This is a genomic window from Faecalicatena contorta, from assembly GCF_003149105.1.
GTDB lineage: Bacteria > Bacillota > Clostridia > Lachnospirales > Lachnospiraceae > Muricomes > Muricomes contortus_C.
Map to the genome: position 1 here is coordinate 16,117 of NZ_QGDS01000015.1, position 23,962 is coordinate 40,078.

20 protein-coding genes are annotated in these 23,962 nt (G+C 41.7%); 19 read left to right on the forward strand and 1 reads right to left on the reverse strand.

The annotated features are described in order from the left end of the window. The first annotated feature begins 77 nt into the window (after nucleotides 1-77). The 13 genes from A8805_RS17910 to iolE all read left to right on the forward strand — a co-directional run bounded on the left by A8805_RS17910 (nucleotide 78) and on the right by iolE (nucleotide 16,290). Nucleotides 78-827: a carboxymuconolactone decarboxylase family protein gene (locus A8805_RS17910; protein ID WP_109713706.1), complete on the forward strand. Its 750-nt coding sequence runs from the start codon at nucleotides 78-80 to the stop codon at nucleotides 825-827. A 2-nt stretch (nucleotides 828-829) separates the two neighbouring features. Beyond that, nucleotides 830-1,312 carry a flavodoxin gene (locus tag A8805_RS17915; RefSeq protein WP_109713707.1) on the forward strand — a complete coding sequence of 161 codons (483 nt, stop codon included), beginning with the start codon at nucleotides 830-832 and terminating at the stop codon, nucleotides 1,310-1,312. A 222-nt stretch (nucleotides 1,313-1,534) separates the two neighbouring features. Next, nucleotides 1,535-3,118, forward strand: coding sequence for an alkaline phosphatase (locus A8805_RS17920; protein WP_109713708.1), 1,584 nt, complete (start codon nucleotides 1,535-1,537; stop codon nucleotides 3,116-3,118). Between the two features lie 19 nt (nucleotides 3,119-3,137). Beyond that, a complete protein-coding gene (locus A8805_RS17925; protein WP_109713710.1) occupies nucleotides 3,138-4,301 on the forward strand; it encodes a YibE/F family protein in 1,164 nt (387 codons plus the stop codon). A gap of 617 nt (nucleotides 4,302-4,918) precedes the next feature. Beyond that, the gene (locus A8805_RS17930) at nucleotides 4,919-5,869 is read left to right on the forward strand and encodes a substrate-binding domain-containing protein (RefSeq protein ID WP_109713712.1); all 951 of its coding nucleotides are present in this window, start codon (nucleotides 4,919-4,921) and stop codon (nucleotides 5,867-5,869) included. A 6-nt stretch (nucleotides 5,870-5,875) separates the two neighbouring features. Continuing rightward, the gene (locus tag A8805_RS17935; RefSeq protein ID WP_109713713.1) at nucleotides 5,876-7,621 is read left to right on the forward strand and encodes a sensor histidine kinase; all 1,746 of its coding nucleotides are present in this window, start codon (nucleotides 5,876-5,878) and stop codon (nucleotides 7,619-7,621) included. Then, nucleotides 7,611-9,194: a response regulator transcription factor gene (locus tag A8805_RS17940; protein WP_109713715.1), complete on the forward strand. Its 1,584-nt coding sequence runs from the start codon at nucleotides 7,611-7,613 to the stop codon at nucleotides 9,192-9,194. Before A8805_RS17935 ends, A8805_RS17940 begins: the two co-directional genes overlap by 11 nt. Before the next feature lie 274 nt (nucleotides 9,195-9,468). Beyond that, a complete protein-coding gene (locus tag A8805_RS17945) occupies nucleotides 9,469-10,611 on the forward strand; it encodes a Gfo/Idh/MocA family protein (protein WP_109713717.1) in 1,143 nt (380 codons plus the stop codon). A 16-nt stretch (nucleotides 10,612-10,627) separates the two neighbouring features. Continuing rightward, nucleotides 10,628-11,641, forward strand: a complete 1,014-nt coding sequence (locus A8805_RS17950) for a Gfo/Idh/MocA family protein (protein WP_109713719.1) — start codon at nucleotides 10,628-10,630, stop codon at nucleotides 11,639-11,641. A gap of 14 nt (nucleotides 11,642-11,655) precedes the next feature. Further along, nucleotides 11,656-13,176, forward strand: coding sequence for a sugar ABC transporter ATP-binding protein (locus tag A8805_RS17955; protein ID WP_109713721.1), 1,521 nt, complete (start codon nucleotides 11,656-11,658; stop codon nucleotides 13,174-13,176). 1 nt (nucleotide 13,177) lies between these two features. Continuing rightward, nucleotides 13,178-14,215: an ABC transporter permease gene (locus A8805_RS17960; protein WP_109713723.1), complete on the forward strand. Its 1,038-nt coding sequence runs from the start codon at nucleotides 13,178-13,180 to the stop codon at nucleotides 14,213-14,215. 64 nt (nucleotides 14,216-14,279) lie between these two features. Beyond that, a complete protein-coding gene (locus A8805_RS17965; protein ID WP_109713725.1) occupies nucleotides 14,280-15,302 on the forward strand; it encodes a sugar ABC transporter substrate-binding protein in 1,023 nt (340 codons plus the stop codon). A gap of 88 nt (nucleotides 15,303-15,390) precedes the next feature. Continuing rightward, a complete protein-coding gene (gene iolE / locus A8805_RS17970; protein WP_109713727.1) occupies nucleotides 15,391-16,290 on the forward strand; it encodes a myo-inosose-2 dehydratase in 900 nt (299 codons plus the stop codon). Between the two features lie 188 nt (nucleotides 16,291-16,478). Here iolE and A8805_RS17975 read toward each other — a convergent pair whose 3' ends face one another. Further along, nucleotides 16,479-17,138 carry a GntR family transcriptional regulator gene (locus tag A8805_RS17975; protein ID WP_109713729.1) on the reverse strand — a complete coding sequence of 220 codons (660 nt, stop codon included), beginning with the start codon at nucleotides 17,136-17,138 and terminating at the stop codon, nucleotides 16,479-16,481. Between the two features lie 255 nt (nucleotides 17,139-17,393). Here A8805_RS17975 and A8805_RS17980 point away from each other — a divergent pair, with 255 nt between their 5' ends. From A8805_RS17980 to A8805_RS18005, 6 genes are read left to right on the forward strand one after another with little or no spacing between them, the layout of a single operon-like run. Continuing rightward, a complete protein-coding gene (locus tag A8805_RS17980; RefSeq protein WP_181392903.1) occupies nucleotides 17,394-18,218 on the forward strand; it encodes a transketolase in 825 nt (274 codons plus the stop codon). Between the two features lies 1 nt (nucleotide 18,219). After that, nucleotides 18,220-19,185, forward strand: a complete 966-nt coding sequence (locus A8805_RS17985; RefSeq protein ID WP_109713733.1) for a transketolase family protein — start codon at nucleotides 18,220-18,222, stop codon at nucleotides 19,183-19,185. Between the two features lie 11 nt (nucleotides 19,186-19,196). Next, nucleotides 19,197-19,982 carry a 5-deoxy-glucuronate isomerase gene (locus A8805_RS17990; protein ID WP_109713735.1) on the forward strand — a complete coding sequence of 262 codons (786 nt, stop codon included), beginning with the start codon at nucleotides 19,197-19,199 and terminating at the stop codon, nucleotides 19,980-19,982. Between the two features lie 28 nt (nucleotides 19,983-20,010). Then, nucleotides 20,011-21,117, forward strand: coding sequence for an iron-containing alcohol dehydrogenase (locus A8805_RS17995; protein WP_109713737.1), 1,107 nt, complete (start codon nucleotides 20,011-20,013; stop codon nucleotides 21,115-21,117). Between the two features lie 14 nt (nucleotides 21,118-21,131). Next, on the forward strand, nucleotides 21,132-22,583 hold the full coding sequence (locus tag A8805_RS18000) for a 4-hydroxyphenylacetate 3-hydroxylase family protein (protein ID WP_109713739.1): 1,452 nt from the start codon (nucleotides 21,132-21,134) through the stop codon (nucleotides 22,581-22,583). 38 nt (nucleotides 22,584-22,621) lie between these two features. Further along, nucleotides 22,622-23,944: an acetyl-CoA hydrolase/transferase family protein gene (locus A8805_RS18005; protein WP_109713741.1), complete on the forward strand. Its 1,323-nt coding sequence runs from the start codon at nucleotides 22,622-22,624 to the stop codon at nucleotides 23,942-23,944. Nucleotides 23,945-23,962 lie beyond the last annotated feature (18 nt).

Below are 23,962 nucleotides of genomic sequence, written 5' to 3' on the forward strand. Positions count from 1 at the left end.
CAAGCTTTTGACAAAGTCAGAGGAAGATATTCAGAATTAGCTGGATATAATTATGATTGAATAGGAGGATAAATGTTATGGTAAAGCAGACAGCAGGAAGAGACAGTCTTGGAGATTTTGCTCCGAAATTTGCGGAATTGAATGATGATGTTTTGTTTGGCGAGGTGTGGTCACGGGAGGATAAGTTAAACTTAAAAACCCGTTCTATTATCACACTTACTGCATTAATCAGCAAAGGCATTGTGGATAGCTCTTTGCAGTATCACCTGGCAACTGCCAGAAAGAACGGTGTGACACGTACTGAAATGGCGGAAATTCTGACACACCTTTCGTTCTATGCGGGCTGGCCAAATGCATGGGCAGCATTCCACATGGCGAAAGAAGTCTATGCTGATGACATCGGGACAGAGGAACATGGCGGTTTTTTCGGTCAGGGTGAGCCAAATGTGAATTTTGCGCAGTATTTTATTGGAAGTTCTTATTTAAAGCCTTTGACTAATCCACAGGAAACAGTATTTATTGCCAATATTACCTTTGAGCCGGGATGCCGTAACAACTGGCATATTCACCATGCTGCGAAAGGGGGCGGCCAGATTCTGATCTGTGTAGATGGAGAAGGCTGGTATCAAGAAGAAGGAAAAGAGGCCCAAAGTCTGAAGCCGGGCGATGTGGTAACGATTCCCTCAGGCGTGAAGCACTGGCATGGAGCTAAGGTAAACTGTTGGTTCAGTCATTTGGCAGTGGAGTGCCCCGGAGAAAATACTTCCAACGAATGGCTGGAACCAGTAACAGATGAATGGTATCAAAAATTATTGCAGGAGGATTAAAAATGGAGAAGAAAACATTAGTTGCATATTTTTCTGCCAGCGGAGTTACTGCGAAGCTGGCAAAAGCGCTGGCAGAGATAACGGGAGCTGATTTATACGAAATTCAGCCTGCACAGCTATACACAAGTGCTGATTTGGACTGGACAAATAAGAAAAGCCGCAGCAGTACAGAGATGAACAATCCTGATTCCCGGCCGGCCATTTCCAGTAAGGTCGAAAACATGAATCAGTATGAGACTGTATTTGTGGGCTTCCCTATCTGGTGGTATGTGGCTCCTACGATTATCAATACATTTCTGGAGAGTTATGATTTTTCCGGCAAGGCGGTTATTCCATTTGCAACCTCTGGCGGGAGCGGCATGGGGAAGACAGACAGTATTCTGAAAAAGTGCTGCTCTCCTATAACGAAGTGGAAGTCTGGCAAACGCTTTGGCGGTGCTGATAAGGCCGTGCTGAAGTCTTGGGTTGATAGTCTTGGGTTGTAAATTCCCTCACGAAAGTTAATTAGAGAGGGGTCTGACTAATAAATTATGTAAAGTATACAAATAAAAAGTGGAATACCATATAAATTGTCCCAAATGACCAATTCTTTAAAAGTGACGCGATGAATGTTATCTTTTTCAGCTGACACAGCATAGTATATTATAAAGGTACAAGCAAACAGGAAAGGAGAGAAACGTAACTTAGAAAGAGGAGGTGCTTATTTTATGAAACGAAAAACTACATATGGTGCTTTATCTGGAAAAATGTTGGCATTATGTCTGGCGTTGATGTTGGCCATGATGTCTCTTACAGCATGTTCTGGCAAAAATAATGACGGTTCCACTGAGACAGTAACAGACTCAAAAGACACAGAAGAAAAGGAAGCTACTGCAAAAGAGCCAAAGTATATATTTTTATTTATTGGGGATGGCATGGGTTTTCCCCAGGCATCCGCTTATGGAGTTTATAAGGGAACCAAAGATCATAATTTTACAGGAACATTGGATGACCCTACAATTGACAATATGCCGCAAACTGAGAATGCAAGTTTTATGGAGTTTCCAACGGTTGGGGCTGTAACTACATATGATGCCTCGAAATTCGTTACGGATTCTGCTTCAGCAGCAACGGCAATTGCCTGTGGTGTGAAGACCCTGGACGGTTCTATTGGAGTTGATGCTCAGGGAGAAAAAGTTCCCAGTATTGCTGAAATGTTAAAGGAACAAAAGGACTACAAAATCGGAATTATTACTACAGTATCATTAAACCATGCAACTCCTGCAGGTTTCTATGCCCATGTAGAATCCAGGGGTGATTTGGTTACCATTGGGGAGCAGTTAGCAGAAAGTGACTTCGACTTCTTCGGCGGAGGCGGTATCAATACGAAAAAAGATGAAGAACGTGATGCTGTTATGACAAAAATCGAAGAAGCGGGATACAATGTAGTAAACACAAAAGAAAATATTATGAGCTTATCTGCAGATTCCGGCAAGACCGTTGCTATTAATGAAATACTGGATACAGAAGATGATATTCAGTATTCCATAGATCAGCAGGCAGATGATCTGAAGCTGTCTGACTATGTACAAAAGGGAATTGATGTAATTGACAATGATACAGGATTTTTTATGATGGTTGAAGGCGGAAAAATTGACTGGTCAGCCCATCGAAATGATGCATACACTACCATCAATGAAGTAAAGGAATTAGAATCAGCGGTAGATGTAGCTGTAAAATTTTACAATGAACATCCTGAGGAAACCCTAATCTTAGTTACCGGAGATCATGAAACAGGAGGAATGGCCTTAGGGCAAAATACGACCTTCTATAACACTTACTATACAGCTATGGATAAGCAGCAATTGTCTTTCCAGGTCTTCAATACGGAATATTTAGAGAAATACAGGGAAAACAGCACTTCTTTTGAAGATGCCATGAAAGATGTGAAAGAGCAGTTCGGACTGCTGATGCCAGGAGACCCTGATGCAGAAACAGATGACATTTTGCTTTTGACAGAGGATGATGTAGAGATTTTAAGAGAAGCCTATGATATAAGTATGATTCCATATGATGACAGGGAACTGACAGCAGAGTATGAGAATAAATATTCTTCTTATGACTATGAACCGTTCCAGTTAATGATTACAAGAATCGTAAACAGTAAAGTTGGTATCGGATGGTCTTCTACCGCCCATTCAGGGCTTCCGGTTGCAATTTATGGACAGGGAACGGGCAGGGAGGTCTTTGACGGATTTATAGACAATACGGATATATGTAATAGCTTGAAAGAGCTTGCCGGATTAAAATAAGAAGAAGCGGGATGAGAAAATGGTAAAAAAACATAAGGGGAAAATTCCCTCTCTTGTCATACTAGGATTTATAATCATATTATTATTGATTCCAAATTCTTTTGAAAATCCAAACTATGAGCGTTTCCAGCAAGTAAAAGCAGAAGTATTATCGGTTGATAATCATCAGGTCCAAGATATGGGAATTTTAAACTCGGGTTTACAGATTTGTGAAATAAAAATCTTACAGGGACCCAATAAAGGAGAGATTGTTTCAGCAGATAATTTGCTGTCAGGCTCTTTAGAGACGGATAAATTATATGAAGCTGGAGATAAAGCATTGGTACTGGCAGATTTCCGGGATTCTAACAGTGTGAAGGCCACATTGGTAGACCTGTACCGGCTGCCTTATGAATTGATTTTAGTTGCAATTTTTGTGCTGTTACTGGTCTGCTTTGCAGGATGGGTAGGAGTTCGGGCAATCTTGTCGTTTATATTTACTATGCTTTCTATTTTCAAAATTTTAATACCATTGTTTTTGAAAGGAATACATCCCATTTTACTGGGAGCAGGGGTTACTATACTGACAAGTACGGTCATTATACTTCTTGTATATGGCTGGAACCGGCAATTTGCTGCAGCTACGATTAGTGCGGTCACAGGAACTTTGTTTACTGCGGTACTGGCATATATTTTCGTAGAACTTTTTCAAATACATGGAGCAGTTATGGAGTATTCCGAAAGCCTTCTATATGCAGGATACTCGGGACTGAATCTTACTTCTATATTCATTGCAAGCATTTTTATTACTTCTTCCGGAGCAGTCACAGATATTGCAGTAGATATTACTTCGGCATTGCAGGAGCTGGTTGAGAAAAAACCTGAACTTAGTATGAAAGAGCTGATTGCCTCAGGCATGGTAATCGGAAAAAACAACATTGCTACAATGACGACAACTTTGCTGCTGGCATATTCAGGAGGATACATTGGTTTGCTGATGGTATTTGTGGCTCAGGGAACTCCTTTGATTAGTATTTTGAACTTGAACTATGTATCAGCAGAGATTTTAAATACGATGGTAGGAAGTATCGGATTGGTTTTAGTTGCTCCAATATCTGCGGTTATTACTGGAAAATTGCTGGCCAGAAAACCGGTATCAGTATCGGCAGTGGAAAACAAAGAATCATACGAATCAGTTTCTTAACTTGTGAAGACTGGGAAAATGTATTAGCAGCCTTCAAAGGTTTGCAAAACAGATGGGTTAATAAGCGCAATTTCATAATGAATCTGGAATCCCCGGAAAGCCCGTATTTATGGGAACTCCGGGGATTTTGTGTTTTAGTATAATAGAGGAAAATATACTAGTATCTAGTGTTGACTGTACCACATTTTGTGTACTGAGTGGAGTGTAGGGATGGGATAACAGTAGTTGGAGCGAGCGGAATAATATTATATAAAATATTATTTCTAGTAGTGGAAATGGAGTGTAGTGTGATAAAATATAGCATATGAAATAGAGGAAGATTTATGGAAATGGAAGTATCTTAAGAAGCAGAGCTGCTTGCTCTTTGATTAAAAATCATTTAATTTATGACAATCCTTGGATATTATAAAAAATATGAAATAATATAAAATTGATGTTTATAATATATCATTGTGTTGACAATTATACAAAAAGATGATAAAAATAAATTAACTAATAAAATGAAAAGTCATATTTGTATTGCGCATTATAATAAGAGCTGTTGAACTTGAAAAACATATTACGAGTTCAACAGCTCGTTGAATATAAAAGTTTCATAAGTTGACAAAGGAGAGGTTATGCAGACAAAAAGGCGAATATATTTTGTGTGTAGCGTAGGAATCATATTGACCATGTTAACCGGCTGTATATCGGAAGAAAGTGCTTCAATAAAGAATAAAGAATTTACAATCGGTATAGTAACTAAAGCAAAAGACAGTGAATACTGGATGTCGTATATATCGGGAATTAATAACGCTGCCCAGGATTACAATGTTAACACGGTCCTGATCTCCCCACGGACGGAGAAGGAGGGTGACGTTCAAAAGAAAATGATAACCGATATGCTCAAGAAAGATATTGATGCAATTGCAATTTCTCCAATTGATTCAAATAAGACCTCCTATCTGGAGATGGCAAATGAACGCGGCATTCCTGTGTTTGCGACCGATTCGGACTATTTTGATGCAGATGTACCATATATCGGTTATGATAATTACCGAATGGGCGCAGATCTGGCGGCAAATGCCAGCCAATATTTAAATGGTCAGGGCAGTGTTGGTATTATATCCGGCAGCCTAAGCCAGGCCGGCCATAAGCAGCGGGTGGATGGTTTCTGTGACTATCTCAGCAAGAATTCGGCTATCAACACGGCCTTTATCATCGATGGATATAGCAATTTGATGTTGCCGGAGACAGAGATAAGTTCATTGTTAGAGAATAATCCGGAAGTTGGTGTGATTTTTGTTACGAATGCAGTGGCGGCCTTGGGTCTTGCTGATTACCTATATGAACAGAAAATTGATATTGCAATCTGTGCTATGGATGCCCAACAAGATGCCTATGAAGCAGTCAGAACAGGAAGGATCCTGGCGTTGGCAAATCATTCGGGGTACGACAATGGATATCAGACCGTAAAGCGTATTGTTAAAACGGTGCGGGATAAGGAAGAGGCAGAAAATGTGTTGCTTAGGGCGGATATCTTAACGAAAGATAATATCTATAACTATGACCTGCAGGGAGAACCGTAAGGGGGGATGGAAGTGTGGAGTCTGCGGAATAAGGTTTTGCTGGGTGTCTTACTGGTAATAACACTGATTGTAATCTGTGGTGTAGCTGTAATATATAAGAAAGATGCTGAAATGATTCAGGATGATTATTGTCATAATTTATATTACCGGGTTGAACAGGCCGGTAAATATTTTGATGATACCATGAGTAATATTTATGAAATCTCAGTTGAGCTTACATATGAGAATGACCTAATCCACCTTATCAAGCAATATAAACAGCAACAGACAGAAGAAAGCGCTGCGGATTTGGCACAGGTTCTGATGGAATATAAGAATAAAAATATGCAGATTAGTTCGATTTGCGTTTATATTGAGGACTTGCCTGTTATTATCACCTCGGAAGAGTATCCGATGCGCCTGGAAAATACGAAAATAGATTTGGATCAGTCATGCGCAGTCGGCCCGGTACTGATTAAGGAGCCTTATAAAAAAGAAGGTAATGTTCTGTCCTTCGTAAATAGCTTGGAAAGCCCGGGGCTGGAAGATGTAACGGTGATGGTAAATATCCAGGAAAGATCAATATACTATAATTATCTGGATTATTTAGATGGTGAAAAGGTCAAGGCAATGGCACTGGTAGATACAATTGGGAAGGTGGTATCAGCAAAGGAAAGGAATCAAATTGGTTCCCAGTTTAGCGAAGAGTTGTTTTCAGATATTGAAAGTCAGGCAATCATCAGAGATAAAGACAGAGATGAAATTGGTATTTCGTACCGGACTCCATTTTCTCAATATACTATCCAGGTAGTAGTGTCGACTGATGAAATACTGGTACAGCTGCGTTCACTGCGTTTTTTTGTTCTGACATTAAGTATTGTCTTTATATTGGTTGCTTTCTTTATCTCCTATCTTAGTACGATGCTGATCTACAAGCCATTAAGCCAATTGACTGAAACAGTAAAGGAGGTAGGAAATGGAAATCTTAATAAACGCTATGTCGTGACAACCAGGGATGAAGTGGGGACACTGGGAACAAATTTTAATAATATGCTTGATCAGATCAATGAACTATTCCGGCAACTGATCAAAGAAGAGCGGCTAAAAAAGGATGCTGAACTGGATGCACTTCAATATCAGATTACACCGCATTTTATGTACAATACGTTAAATACGATAAAGTGCTACGCCCTGACCAGAGGGGAGCGGGAAATTGCCGATCTGATTGCATGTTTTGCCGATTTACTGCAAACTGCAATCAGCAAAAAGGGGTCATTTATCACTCTTGCCCATGAGGTAAGTATCGTCAATAAATATGTGATTCTGCAGCAGTTCCGTCACGGCGATGCTTTTCAGGTAGACTATCAGATTGGGGCAGCCTCAGATTGCTATATTCCGCGATTGATTTTACAGCCGTTTGTTGAGAATTCAATTGAGCATGGTTTTGATATGCGAAAGGGTGATAATAAGATTCTTTTAAAGGCTGTAATTGCCGGTAATAAGCTGGTGATCCGGGTAAAGGATAACGGTATTGGTATGACACAGGAGTCTATTGAAGAGTTGTTAAGCAGCCCGGCGAAGAAATTCACCGGTATGAGTAATATTGGAGTTTCAAATGTTAAGGAGCGGCTTAGTCTCTATTTTGGTGCAGAGGGAAGCGTTACGATGGAAGAACAGGCAGAAGGGATCGAGGTGATAATATCAATGCCGGCTATTTTCGATTCCCAGCAATTATATAAGTTTAGTGATACGGAGGAAGACAATGAAGTATAAAGCAATTATCGTTGAGGATGATCGAATTGTCCGAAGCTATATGTCCAATCTTGAAGTGTGGGGCGACTATAATATTGAAATTGTCGATGGGGCCAGGGATGGTGTGGAGGCATTGGAAAAAAATCAGCAGTTGCACCCGGATCTGATTATAACTGATATCTCCATGCCGCAGATGAATGGTATCGAACTGATTAAGGAAATCAGAGCAATCGACCAGTCTGTCTACATCATGGTGCTAAGTTGCCACGACGAGTTTGAATATGTCAAAGAAGCGATGAAATTAGGTGCCAATGAGTATGTGCTGAAAAACACTTTCAGTGAAGAGACGCTTGCTGAGATATTGCCTAATACGGTAAAAAGCATGCAGCGGCAAACTAAAATTCAAGATCATCAGTTTTATGCCAAACAGGATTTAAAGTTTTATTTTTTCAATCAGATGATGGCCGGGATGTTGTCTGGAGAGGAAAGGGAAAGAAAGCGTGAAGAAGCAGATATAGCCGGGAAGTATGTTAACTGTGCAGTCATCAACTTCTTTATAGCGGAGTGGAGTTCAGTGAAATTTCAATCATTATTGCCGGATTGGGATCGATATAGCCGGATTTTGCTGGAAAGGTTAGCAAATTATTTTACCAAATATTTAAAGGACAGTCAGGAATATGTTGAGACTATTTATCTGGGGGAAGGGAACTACTGTTGTTTTGTAGATGTATCAAAGGAACGACGGGTCAGCCGTATGCAACAGCAATTAATTGAAACTGTTTCGGTCGTACATAAATGCCTCAAAGAAGAACCGTATCGGTACGTTCTGGGAGTAAGTGATGTCTGTGCCGGTGAGTCAAATATCAAGCAGGCCGTGTTTCAGGCCAGAAACATGGTGAAATCAAGTTTTTATCTTGATGATGCAGTACTATATTATGCAGGTGGTCTGGGCAATCATATTACCGAAAAGCTGCCAGAGCCGGCAGCGGCTCTGATCAGGCAGTTATCCTCATATCTGCAGGAAGATAAAGACGAAGAAATAATTATGGCCCTGAAAGAAATAATTTCTCGATTTAAGGAGGAGCTCACTGCTCCCAGTGTTGTGGTGAAGTGGCTGAAAGATTTAGATCACCTCCTTCAGATGGACCGGGATGTTGAACACTATAACCATATATATTCAATTAATGATGTCCAAAAGATCTGTGACAGTTATAAAGGTGCAGTGCTGATGCTCCCGGTAAAAAAGATGCCGGAAAATATCAGTCCGGCAATGCAGAATGCACTAATTTATATTCATGAAAATTATAAGAAAAAGATTGGTTTAAAAGATGTTGCCGATGCAGTCCATTTAAATGCAGCATATCTGAGTACGTTGTTTAATAAAGAAATGCCAATTGGATTTTCTAAATATTTATTAGAGTTAAGAATGAAAACGGCCAAAAAATTACTGAAGAATACAAATTATAAAGTGAAAGAGGTTGCAGAAAAAGCGGGTTTCTTTGATTATCATTATTTTGCCAGAGCTTTTAAAGATCTAACCGGCTTAAGTCCGCTGGAATATCGAAAAAATAATATTAGACAATCTGATATTTAGAGATTGTAAAAGAGTGGAATCGAATTGGCTTCGATTCCACTCTTTTTTGCGGAAAAAGCAGGTGTGGAAAAATAACATATTTTGTTACTAAAATTCAGGTTTCTAAAAAAAAGATACAAACTTGCAGATTGTAAAGCAAAAAGCCAAATATATGTAATGAAATCTGAATTTATACGACTTAATCTTATCTAAAATAGCAATTATAATAAACCAAGGTCAAGATATCATTTACAGATCTTGCAAAATTACAGGATTGGAAAGGATAGGAGAAGAAATGAGAAAAGTTGGAATTGGATTGATTGGAGCAGGGGTTATTGCAAAATTTCATATGCAGGGATATAACTCTGTATTTGAAAATTATGGAGATGTAGAACCGAGATTTGTGATTGTGGCAGATTTAGATATAGAACGGGCGGAGAAACTTAAAGCTTCCTATCGTTTTGAAAAAGCTACGGATAACTGGCGCGATGTAATTGAAAATCCAGATGTAGAATTGGTTTTAATTACTACCCCTAACTATTTACATGCAGAAATGGCAATAGCAGCAGCAAAAGCCGGGAAGCATATCATGTGTGAAAAACCGATGTCAATGGATCTTGAAGAAGGAAACGCAATGGTCGAAGCGGTAAAAAATGCCGGAGTCATCAGTCAGGTTGATTTTGTATACAGGAAATGCCCGACCATTGTTGAAGCAAAGAAAATGATCGATAATGGCACAATCGGTGAAATTGTTACTTTTAGGGGCTGGTTTGACTGTGCTTACATGGCAGATCCAGAGACGCCGATGATGTGGCGGGAGTATAAAAAGTTTGCCGGCACCGGCAGCATGGGGGATTTGGTGGCTCACGTAATCAGTCTTTCGGATTACCTGTTAAATGAGCAGGTCGGTGGAATTGACGAAGTAAATTGTTTCTGCGATATCGTTTATAAAGAGAGAGAAGATATGTTTGACCCGGCTAAAAAGGCTGAGGTGGATACAAATGATATAGATTACTCAATTGTCCGCTATCAGAACGGCCGAATCGGAGTGCTTTACTCCTCCAGAGTGGCAGTTGGTCATGACAGCCGGTTAGGCTTCGAAGTAGTGGGATCGAAAGGAATAATTAAATTTGCCTTAAACCGGATGAACGAACTGGATATCTTCATCGAAGACGGCGATGCGGTCAACCGTGGTTTTAAAACATTATCTCCCAATCCTAATCATGGAGAATTCAGTCATTATTGTACATATGGTGATGATGGCATCAGTTACCCGAACGTAATGGGAATCCAGGCGCATTCGATGCTGGCAGCAGTGGCAAACAATCAACCACTGGATATTGATATTGCTTATGGATTAGAAGTGGACCGTGTAATGCTGGCAATGCAGAAATCAGCGAAGAGTAAAAAAGCTGTAAAAGTGTCTGATATAAGGTAAGAAAGGAGATGGGACGATGAACGAATTACGAGTAGGACTAATCGGCTGTGGTGCGATTGGAAAAGACCATGCTCTGAGGATTCAAAATAAACTGCAGCGGGCCAGGATTGTTGCAGTAACAGATGTGGTCAGGGAAAGCGCTGAAAAAGTTGCACAGCTATGTGATTGTACGGTCAGAGATACAGCAACCGAGATCATTGCTGACCCGGAGATCGACGCCGTGGTTGTGACTGCCTGGGATCCGGCCCATAAAGAGCTGGTACTGGAATGTATCGAACATCAGAAATTCGTTTTTTGTGAAAAACCACTTGCGACTGAAGCAAAAGGCGCTGAAGAAATCATCAGGACAGAAATGCAGGGAGGAAACAGACTGGTCCAGGTTGGATTTATGCGGCGTTATGATAAAGGGTACCGCCAGATGAAAGAAATTATCGATGGAGGAGGGATTGGTGCACCGCTGCTGGTTCACTGTGCACACCGAAATGTCGCTAGTGGAAAAGGGGTAACAGAAGATTTTATGATAACCCAAACCTGTATTCATGAAATAGATCTGACTAAGTGGCTGGTTGATGACGATTATGATTCAGTACGCTGTCTGGTCGGCCGGACTTCAAAAGAAGCGCCGGATGGGCTCAGAGATCCACAGATGGCCCTGATCAGGACAAAAAGCGGGATTTGCATTGATGTAGAAATCTTCTTAAATGCACGTTTCGGATATGATATCCAGTGTCAGGTGGTCGGTGAAAGAGGTACCGTTAACCTGCCCGATCCATCTTATCCACCGATCAGAACCGAGGCGATGAAAGGAACTCAGTTGTGCACCGACTGGTCAATCAGGTTCATTGAGGCATACGATGTGGAGCTTCAGGAATGGATTGACAATACGATTCAGGGCATCACCGCAGGGCCAAACTCATGGGACGGATACATTGCCGCCTTAACGGCTGATTTATTGATTAAGTCAAGAGATGAAGGTGGTGCTGAGATTAAGTTAAATACGCCTGAGCGCCCGGTATTCTACCAAAATTAGGAGGAGAAAAGAAGATGGGTGACACAAAAACGACGACAGTTCCGCTTTTAGAGATGCGGAATATTACGAAAATATTCCCAGGTGTGGTGGCGCTTAATAATGTAAATCTCACGATCAGGCAAGGTGAAATACACTTGCTGCTCGGTGAAAATGGGGCTGGAAAATCGACTATGATAAAAACAATCATCGGAATCAATAAGCCGGAGGGAGGCGAGATGTTCTGGCTTGGCCAGCCGATGAAAATACATAGTCTGGATGACGCCTATGAACTCGGGATTTCAGTAATTTATCAGGAACTCAGTAATATTCCCTGTCTAAGTATCGTTGAAAATATGTATCTGGGATGTGAAAAGCGGAAGAACGGACTGATTAACTGGAAAGAACAGCGTACTTGTGCAAAAAAAGCTCTTGAGCGTGTTGGGCTGTCAGATATTGATGTTGATACACCGATGGAGAAGCTTGGGATGGGGCAAAGACAGCTTGTGGAAATCGGGCGGGCAATCGACCGCAAGGCTAAACTGATTATCATGGATGAACCGACTTCATCGCTGAGCCGGAAAGAGATTGATTTCCTGATGAATCTGATGCTTGAGTTGAACCGTGAGGGGGTTGCCATTTTATTTATTACCCATAAGCTTGACGAAGCCAAATGGGTTGGAGACCGCGTTACGGTTCTGAGAAACGGACAGAATTCAGGGGAAACGCTGATGGTCAGTGATGTGACTGAGGATGATATTATTCAGATGATGGTTGGCCGTACGCTTGATGAGAAATATCCAAAACGAAAAAATATTTCCATCGGGGAAGAGATTTTGCGTTGTGAAGGATTATGTGCGGATAAATTTGATGAAGTGTCTTTTTCTGTTAGGAGAGGTGAAATGCTCGGTGTGTTTGGCCTGGTAGGGGCTGGGCGGACCGAAGTGATGCGGGCGATTTTTGGCGCTGATGCACTGGCGGATGGGAAAATCTATCTCGAGAACAAGGAGATCATTATGAAACATCCGCGTGATGCGATTAAGCAGGGCGTGGTGCTGATCACCGAAAACCGTAAAGAGGAGGGGCTAATCTTAATTCACGATGTGGTTGAAAATGGAACGATTGTTACTCTTGATAAATTCAAGAGCAGGATTGGGCTGATTGATAATAAAAAGCGTAATGCGATGGTCAGAAAGCACGGCGAGGATTTAAATCTCCGTCCGCTGCAGCCTGATAAACAGTCGCTTAATTTCTCAGGCGGCAATCAGCAAAAAATAGTTATCATGAAATGGCTGCTTTCGGGAGCGAAAGTATTTATTTTCGATGAGCCGACAAAGGGAGTTGATGTTGGAGCAAAAGTTGAAATATATAACATCATGAATCAGCTTCTGGAAGATGGCGCATCAATCATCATGGTTTCATCGGAAATGGATGAAATCCTTGGAATGAGTGACCGAGTTATGGTTATGTACGAAGGAAAACAAATGGGTATTTTAGATAACGATGGCTCGGTGGGACAGGAAGAGATTCTGACACTGGCAACAGGAGGGACGCTATAAAATGAAGAAAGAGAAAAATGTAGGTATTCAGATAAGAGAGATCATGGGTAAAGCAGGACCGATTATTGCACTGATTCTGTTATGTATCTTTTTAGCATTTAAAACAGATAAATTTTTAACCTTAAATAATATTATGAATATCGCCCGACAGACTTCCATGAGTGGATTTCTGGCTTTGGGGATGATGGCCTGTATTTTAACTGCGGGCATTGACCTGTCGGTTGGTTTTACGATGACCCTTTCAACAATCGTTATGGCGAAGTGTGCGGTTGAACTAGGTTTGCCGCCATTCCTGTGCCTGATCATTTGTGTGTTTACCGGTGCGGTACTGGGGTTGATTAATGGATTGCTGCTGACGAAATGTAAATTGCCGCATCCTTTTATTTCAACTATGGGTACACAAAATATCTATAAAGGGATTGGCCTTGTTATTACAGGGGCGACTCCTATTGCAGGGATGCCGCTGATGATTTCCTGGGCAGGTTCGGCAACAGTAGCAAACTCGAGTGGGACGGTTCTGGATAAGATTCCTGTCGGTTTTATTCTGATGCTAATTGTATATGTTATTTTCAGTATTTTCCTAACCTATACCCGATTGGGACGCCATATTTATGCAGTCGGAGGGAATATGACAACCGCCGGCTTATCGGGTATTAATGTTGATTTTGTCCGGACCAGTGTTTATGTTATTTCCGGGATAATGGCATCACTGGGTGGAATTATTGCCGTTGGCCGAAGCGACTCAGCTTATCCACTTTCCGGGTTGTTGCTGGACAATGATGCGATTGCCGCAGTTATTATAGGCGGTACTAGTTTCTTTGGTGGTAAAGGTAATGTTTTAGGCACATTTTCTGGTGTAATCCTGATTTCAGTATTGCGTAATGGACTTAATCTGCTGAAGGTAAGTGCTGATATGCAGACCATTTTCCTGGGAGGCATCATCATTATTGCTGTATTTATTGATGTGATTCGTAATGGCGGCTTCAAACGCGTAAAACGGATGAAAAAAGAAGACGAAGTAAAAACAGTAGTGGCATAGTCGCAGAAAGTAAATAAAAATCCCCTACCTATGGGCAGGTGGAAAATAAAAGGAGGAAGAAAGTATGAAAAGGGAAACAAAGAAATGGAGTGCACTGGTATTGAGTATCATGATGCTTATGTCTTTATTAGCCGGATGTAACGGCGCTGATAAGGCTGAAGAGACTGATGGTGATGTGCAGTCAGGTGGAAAAGATTATGAAATTACCGTTGTATGTATGGCTTTGAATAGTGATTACTGGCATATGGTTGAAGCGGGAGCAAAGCTGGCTGGTAAAGAATTGGGAGTAACAGTGGATGTGGTTGGGCCTAACGCAGAATCTGATTCAGCATCACAGATTAACATGGTTGAAGATGCCTGCAATAGCGGCGCTGATGCGATTGTACTGGCACCAAATGAGCCGACTTCTCTGGTTTCCGCGGCTAAGACGGTAAAGAATAATGATATTCCGCTGGTAATCATTGATGCTAGGCTGGATACAGATGATGAATCATTATACAGCTGTTTCATTGGGACGGGGAATGTTGCAGCCGGTGGAGAAGGCGGAAAGTACATAGCTTCTAAGCTGCAAAAAGGTGATAAGGTAGCCATCATTCGTGGATTGAATGGTCAGAGCATCCATGATCAGCGTGCCAACGGTGCTCAGGAGGCAATGGAAGAAGCGGGCCTCAAAATCGTTTCGGTTCAGCCTGCTGATTCGGACCGCGGTAAGGCGGTCAACGTAGCAGAAAACATGCTCCAGTCAGACCCGGATATCAAAGCATTCTATGCAACTAATGATGATATGGCCCTGGGTGCGCTGCAGGCAGTTGAATCGGGCGGTCTGAAAGATGTTGTAATCGTCGGTTTTGACGGTACCTTTAATGCGATGGATTCGATTGCAGATGGTAAATTGACGGCGTCTGTGGCACAGCAGCCAATTGAAGAAGGATATCAGGGGGTTGTAAATGCAGTTAAGCTTCTTGACGGCGAAAGTGTTGAGAAAGAACAGTCACTTGATGTAGTTGTCTTAACAGAAGATAATGTGGCTGATTTCCGTAAGAATATTGAGGACTTAATTGAAAAATCAGGTGTTAAGCTTAACTAAGCTAAATATTAAGAATGGTGCCGGGCAAAATCTTTTACCGGCACCATTTTAGAAACAGATGAGGTGAGCTTAAATAAGGAGGCGCAAGATGTTAAAGAGAAAAAATATAAAATTAGGAATTGCTCCGATTGCCTGGGCAGAAGATGACATGCCCGAATATGGAAAGGAAACGACCTTCCTGCAGATTATCAGTGAAATTGCTCTGACAGGATATGAAGGGACAGAGATTGGCTGTAAATATCCTCATGATGCCAAAATCCTAAATGAAGAACTGGCGCGCAGGAGGCTTGAGAATATAACTCAATGGTTTAGTTCTTATATTAATGAATTACCATTCTGGCAGGTTGAACGGGACTTTAAAGACCATATGTACTTTTTAAAAGCCTCAGGCGCGAAGCTGATCAACGTATCCGATCAAAGCTTCAGCGTCCAGCACCGGTCCAGTACCTGTTTTACCAGAAAGCCGGTTTTAAATGATGAACAGTTCCGGGAACTGGCGGATGGCCTGAATAAACTGGGTAAAACTGCCGTTGATCATGGAATGATAGTTGTGTATCACCACCATATGACCACGACTGTACAGACAGCAGCAGAGATAGACAGGTTGATGGAGCTGACAGACCCCCGTTATGTGAATTTGATTTTTGATGCGGGACATCTTGCATTCTCGGGAGATGATCCGGTTACTGTCCTGGATAAACATTTTGACCGGATAAAACATATCCATTTAAAAAATATCCGTCAGAATGTCGTTGACCGGTGCCGGCAAGAGGGGCTCAGCTTTCTGCAGTCAGTGTTAGAAGGAGCATTTACAATACCCGGTGATCCGGAAGGTTGTGTGGATTTCCCGGCAATCTTTAAGATTCTTGAAGAGAGGGATTATAAAGGCTGGCTGGTAGTCGAGGCAGAACAGAATCCATATATCTACAATCCGTATGATTATGCGGTCATGGCCCGAAAATATGTAAGGGAACAAACAGGAATCTAAAGAGAATTATTCAGTGGAAAGCAATTTTTCGTAAATTACTCGGTAAAAACGAGTGGAAACTACTATTTTCCGGGCAAGATTACGATAACGTAATGGTAATTTGAAGTGTTAATATTAATTTAAAGAAATGATTTCTTAAGAGATATCACAAAAGTCAGATATCTCCAAACATGATATCTGACTTTTTATTAAGCAAAATGAATGACTTTGATGTCTTTAGGGTCTAGATGATAGAAAGTCGCCAGATGCTTGGTCGTGGTTTCTAAAACAGCCTCCAGATTTCGGCTATACAGTGCATCGAGGATAGCACCATGCTGAGCTACATCGCAATATGCAGAATCCACATCTAACTGTTCGGTTTGCAGCAGCCTGGTTTTGAGAACCATACTTTTTTGGAGATTGATCAACAGATCATTTTTACTGATTTCTACTAATTTCATGTGGAATTGGGAGTCGTATTTAAATTGATCGTACCAATTATTTTCCAGGTGTGCGGCATCGCATTTCTCAGTTAGGCCTTTTAGTTCATCAAAATCCCTATTACTGCCATTTTGAATTGCCAGTTGTGCAGAAAGACAGTCCATTGTGATCCGTACCATCCCCAATTCTTTAATTGAATTCTCATCAAAAGTTATAACTTCAGCGAAACGATTGGGGTAGAGTGTGACGATACCTTCATTTGATAAACGGCGGACAGCTTCGCGGACCGGGGTTCTGCTGACGCCTAATTCTTCTTCTAAAGATTGCTCGTTAATCCGATCACCGCACTTTAACTTTTTAGTTAATAATAGTTCTTTGATGTGATCATATACAAAATCTCCCAGGACAGCTTTATTTTTAACTCGCATAGTACTTGCTCCTTTTAAATTATAATAGTTAATTATATCAGAAGAGGAATATAAAAATCAATATATTATAAAATAAAATGCATTTTATTTAATTAGTACAAATAATATACAAAAATAATAACATATGTTAGTGCAATATTCTTGTTAGTTTAACTTGACATTCAAGAAGCGATTATATACAATGTGAGTAAGAATATATAATATATAAAATATTATAAAATTAAAACAATATTATATTTTAAAAAGGAGAAAATTATGTATCAAAACAAAGATCCAAAAGAGTTTGCTAAAGAGATCCGTATCCAGGTTTTAGAAGCGCTGAAGAATCTTGGGTTCGGGCATATCGGAGGAGCGATGTCAGCCACTGATGTTTTAGCAGTATTATATGGAAAGGCGATGAACATTGATCCAGCCAATCCTCAGTGGGAAGACAGAGATTACTTTGTTATGTCCAAGGGTCATGCCGGGCCGGCGCTTTACACAACGCTGGCACTGTCGGGGTATTTCCCGGTAGATGAGCTAAAGACCATTAATACAAATGGAACGAGGCTGCCAAGCCATTGTGACCGGAATAAAACACCTGGTGTTGATATGAGTACCGGTGCTTTGGGACAGGGAATGTCAACAGCAATCGGAATCGCTCATGGTAACAAGATGCTAAAAAAGGATAGTTATACATATTTGTTATTGGGAGATGGTGAATGTGATGAAGGGCAGGTTTGGGAGGGCGCTTTATACGCACCTCAGCATAAGCTGAGTAACCTGATTGCATTTGTTGATTACAATAAGCAGCAGTTGGATGGATACACCAAAGATATCTTGGATTTGGGTGATATGAGCAAGAAGTTTACCGAATTCGGCTGGTATACCATCGAAGTGGATGGTCATGATACGGACGCCATCTATGGAGCAATCAAATTAGTCAAGGCACAAAAAGAAAAACCGGGAATGATTATTCTAAATACGGCAAAAGGAAAAGGATGTACCTTTGCTGAGGGAATTTTATATAACCATCACATGACTTTTACCAAAGAACAGTGTGAAGAAGCAATCGAATCCTTAAAGAAGGGAGACCAATAAAATGAACTATAAAATAGATAACAGCCACGCAGCCGAGAAACTTGCAATGAGAGATGCCTATGCTGAGACAATGACAGAGCTGGTCAAGGAAAATCCCCGGATTGTGTATCTGGAAGCAGACTTGATGAATTCTATCGGAATGGTTAACTTTGCGAAAGAATTTCCGGATAATTCAATCAACTGTGGGATCCAGGAAGCTAATATGATTGGAACAGCAGCCGGAATGTCGGCAGTGGGTATGATTCCGTTCACTCATACATTTGGCTGTTTTGCAACCAGAAGAGCATTGGATCAGATATTTTTATCAGGTGCCTATGCCAGAACTAATATCAGAATGCTGGGCAGTGATCCGGGAGTAACGGCAGCGTTTAATGGTGCAACCCATATGCCATTTGAGGATATTGGGTTACTGCGGGGAATTCCGAATATTACTATCATTGAACCGACTGACTCAACAATGCTGCGGGATATGGTGAAGCAGACAGCTAAAATGGAAGGAATATTCTATATTAGATTATCGCGTAAAAATGCGGTGAAAGTTTTTGAAGATGGGTCGACATTTGACATTGGTAAAGCGGTAAGTATCAAAGAAGGCACTGATGTTACCCTGATTGCTTCCGGCATCTGTGTGGATGAAGCGATGAAAGCAGCAGAAATCCTGCAGCAGCAAAATATTAACGCAGCCGTTCTGAATGTATTTACAATTAAACCGATCGACCGCGAAGCAATTGCGGCGGCAGCTAAAAAAACAGGTGCAATTGTTACCGTCGAAAATCACAATATCCATAACGGTTTGGGCAGTGCGGTAGCAGAAGTGCTGGCAGAAACCACACCGGTACCAATGGCACGAGTGGGAGTTCAGGATAAGTTTGGTGAAGTGGGATCGGTTGATTATCTGAAAGAACGGTTTGGTTTAACCGCGGAAAACATAGTAAAAAATGCGCTGGAAGTTATAGGCAGAAAGTAAAGGAGACAGAAATGATATTAAGAAGTAATGACTTTAAAAAAGGTTACAAGAAAGTAGTAGTTGAAGAGAATGAAAATATTAAGATGGATTTCGGCCTGCTGGGGTTAGAAAAAGGTGAGTCTTACAAGTTTAATGAGGCAAAAGAATGTATCTTTACCTTAATTAAAGGAGAATTGCTATTTAAATATGAAGGGAAGCAAGAAAAAGCACTCAGAAATTCATGTTTCCATGAGAATCCGACCGTGCTGCATGTTCCGGAAAATACAGAGGTTGAGGTTGTATGTATCAGTGATAAGATTGAAATGTTGGTTCAGAGTACCAAAAACCCCAAGAAATTTGCAGCTAAATTGTACAGGGAAGAGGATTTGCTGTGTCCAACCGAGATGCGCGGCGCTGGAATGATGAATGAAGCATCAACCAGAATTGTCAGAACATTCTTTGACCGCAGCATATGCCCGGAGACCAATTTCTTTATCGGTGAAGTGGTCAGCTACCCGGGAAAATGGTCCAGTTATCCACCACACCAGCATACTGAACCGGAGATTTACTTTTACAAGTTTCTGCCGGAAAACGGATACGGATTTGCGGAGATGGGAGATGAAGTGAATAAGGTAAAAAACAACGATCTGACTGGAATGCAGGCCAATGTAACCCACAGCCAGTCAACAGCGCCGGGATATGCAGAGTATTACTTGTGGGTCATCCGGTTACGTGATGATGAAGCGATGGTAACAAATGTTGTGGAAGAACACAAATGGGCAGCAGAAGATGGAGCAAAATATTTCCCTGAAATATAGGAAAACTGCTTTGTAAACGGAGGACATTATGGAATTTTCAGTAAAACCAATAATTGCAGTATATCAATCGTTACAAAATTTTATTGAACAAAAAGGCATTGACAGCAAGGATTTGATTATCACCAATGAGTATGTACTGGTGCCGCAGCTTAACGGCGCACCGCTGCCATGCGATGTGTTATATCAAGAAAAATATGGCCAGGGTGAACCATCTGATGAAATGATTGATGCGATGATCCGGGACATGAAGAACAAGGACTATCAGCGAATTATTGCAATCGGCGGCGGTACCGTAATTGATATTTCAAAACTGTTTGTCTTTGGTAACGGATACAATGCGGAAGGAATTTTTGCCAAAGGTTCTGAATTACCGAAGAAAAGACAGCTGATCGTTATTCCTACTACCTGTGGAACCGGCAGTGAAATGACCAATATTTCGATTGTCGAGTTTAAGCAGAAACAGACTAAGATTGGATTGGCGGTACCGGCATTGTATGCGGATGAAGCGGCTCTGATTCCGCAGATGCTCGATACACTTCCCTATGGTGTCTTCGCGGCAAGTTCTATAGATGCCTTGGTGCATGCGGTTGAGTCATATGTTTCACCAAAGGCAACGGTATTCTCGAGGATGTTTGGTAAAACAGCGATTGAGAAGATCTTGCGCGGCTATATGAAGATGAGGAAACGAAATGTCCAGGGACTGCCAGAGGATATGGAGGATTTTCTGGTGGCCAGCACAATGGCCGGGGTGGCATTTGGTAATGCAGGATGCGGGGCAGTCCATGCGCTTTCGTATCCAATTGGAGGGAACTATCATGTGCCCCATGGCAATGCCAATTACATGGTCTTTGAAGGCGTGTTTCTGATGTACAAGAAGCTGGGTGCAGACCTGTCACCAGTTGAAGAGGTGCTGGAAGAGGTACTTGGATGCACCAGAAATGATGTCTGGTCTGATTTGTTTGAACTGCTTAGTTTTGTATTGGAGCGCAGGGCATTAAAAGATTTAGGTGTTGATGAAACCAAATGTGCCGAAATGGCAGCGTCGGTGATTAAGAATCAGCAGCGTCTGCTGGCAAACAACCCCATCAAACTGTGTCAGGAAAATATGAAAACAATCTATATGAGTTGTCTATAGAGTAAGGAGAGCTTATGAAAACAAGAGAAGAATATATTGAAAGTTTAAAAAAACTAGATTTGCAGGTTTATCTGCTGGGCAAGAAGGTGGAAGACCCAACAGAACATCCGGTGATTGTTCCTTCGTTAAACTCGGTGGCGATGACCTATGAACTGGCTCAGATGCCGGAATATGAAGACTTAATGACAGTGACATCGAACCTCACCGGTGAAAAAATCAATCGTTTTACCCATCTTCACCAGAGTACCGATGACCTGCTTAAAAAAGTAAAAATGCAGCGTCTGCTAGGTCAGAAGACCGCCTCATGTTTCCAGCGCTGTGTTGGAATGGATGCGGCTAATGCCGTATATTCCACTACATACGAGTGCGATAAAGCGCACGAAACCCACTATTTTGAAAACTTTAAGAAATATTGGGAACGCATTCAAAAAGAAGATTTGGTTGTTGACGGAGCAATGACTGATCCTAAAGGAGACAGAGGGTTATCCCCGTCACAGCAGGAAGATCCGGATATGTATCTGAGAGTGGTCGAAAGAAGAGCGGACGGAATCGTGGTGCGTGGCTCAAAAGCTCATCAGACCGGGATTGTTAATTCACATGAAGTAATCGTTATGCCGACTGTGGCGATGCGGCCGGAAGATAAGGATTATGCAGTTGCCTTTTCCCTGCCGGCTGACGCGCCGGGAATCTTCATGATTTATGGACGTCAAAGCTGTGATACCAGAAAATTGGAGCCTAATGCAGACATAGATCTTGGGAATAAGAATTTTGGCGGTCATGAAGCGTTGATGATATTCGAGGATGTATTTGTGCCAAATGAACGGATTTTCTTGAATGGTGAGACCGATTTTGCGGGAATGCTGGTAGAACGCTTTGCATCGTATCATAGGCAGAGCTACGGAGGCTGTAAAGTTGGTGTAGGCGATGTACTGATTGGTGCGGCTGCACTTGCAGCTGACTACAATGGGGTTCCGAAAGCAAGTCATATTAAGGATAAACTGATTGAAATGAATCACTTAAATGAATCCTTATACTCCTGTGGGATTGCCTGTTCTTGTGAAGGGTGTCAGCTGGAAGCAGGAAACTACTATGTGGATGCCCTGCTGGCGAATGTATGTAAACAGAATATTACCCGGCTGCCTTATGAGATTACCCGTTTGGCCGAGGATATTGCCGGTGGTCTGATGGTAACGATGCCGAGCCAGCGGGATTATGATAATGAAAAGTTAAAACCTTATATTGACAAATACCTCAAAGGAATTGCCGATGTCAGCACCGAAGACCGTATGCGTATCCTGCGTCTGATCGAGAATATCACTCTGGGAACGGCAGCAGTTGGCTATCGGACAGAATCGATGCACGGTGCCGGCTCACCCCAGGCTCAGCGGATCATGATTGGCAGACAGGCGAACATGGAACATAAAAAGGAACTGGCCAAAACAATCGCAGGTGTAAAGAAAAAGTAAATGCACCTGTCAATACCCTTTATGCTTGGAGTAAGAATATGGAAGATTTCAGAGAGAAATATAGAAACAAATATGTAACTGCCGAAGAAGCAGTAAAAAAGATCAAAGACGGGAACTTGGTAGCAATTGGCCATGCGTGCGGTGAACCACGGGCATTAACAAGAGAATTTTCAAAATATGTACTGCAGCTTAGTGATGTTGAGACAATCCATATGATTGGTATGGGTGAGAGCACATACTGTCTGGAAGAAGCCGAAGGGCATGTCCGCCATAATTCTATTTTTGTCGGCAATAAAAATGAGCGGCAGGCGATCAAAGCAGGGAGAGCAGATTATACTCCTAGATATTTTTCTAAAATCCCCTCTTTGTTTACCGATGGTTCGCTGCCCCCTGATGTGGCTTTAGTACAGGTCAGCAAACCTGATAAACACGGCTATGTAAGTTTTGGTGTTTCAGTCGATTATAGTATGATTGCAGCCAAAGAAGCAAAACTAAAAATTGCCCAGATAAACAGCTATATGCCAAGGTGCCACGGTGAATGTTTTATGCATCTGGACGAATTCGATTATCTGGTTGAAGAGGACATTCCGCTGCTTGAATTATCCAGGAGCGAATTGACCGAAGTGGAAAAAAAAATCGGGCGTCACTGTGCAGGCCTAATCGATGATGGAGCAACTCTTCAGTTGGGAATTGGTGCATTACCGGATGCGGTACTTCTCTCCTTGAAAGATAAAAAAGATTTAGGAATCCATTCAGAGATGTTCTCTGACGGCGTGGTCGAACTGGTCGAAGCCGGAGTTATAACGAACACTCAAAAAACACTGCATCCTGGGAAATTGGTCGCAACCTTCTTAATGGGGAGCCAGAAGCTTTATGACTATATCGATGATAACCCTGTCGTATACATGGCATCTGCTGACTATACGAATGACCCCTATATCATTGCAAAAAATGATAATCTGGTGTCAATAAATTCTTGTATTCAAGTGGACTTCATGGGTCAGGTAAGCGCCGAGAGCATCGGAACGATGCAGATTTCCGGTGTTGGCGGACAGGTGGATTTTGTCAGAGGTGCCAATATGTCAAAAGGTGGAATTTCAATTATTGCCATGACCTCCACAGCCAAAAACGGTACCGTGTCTAAAATCGTCCCCTATTTAGAACAGGGTGCAGCTGTAACGACCGGACGAAATGATGTAGCCTATATCGTTACCGAGTTCGGCGTTGCGGATCTTAGAGGTGTTTCCTTGAGGGAACGGGCCAGACGGCTAATCTGCATCGCGCATCCCAATTTCCGTGAAGAGTTGATTAAAGAATGGGAAAAACGTTTTCAGATGAATTGGCAAGAAGCAACTAAATAAACAAAATTATGCAATAAA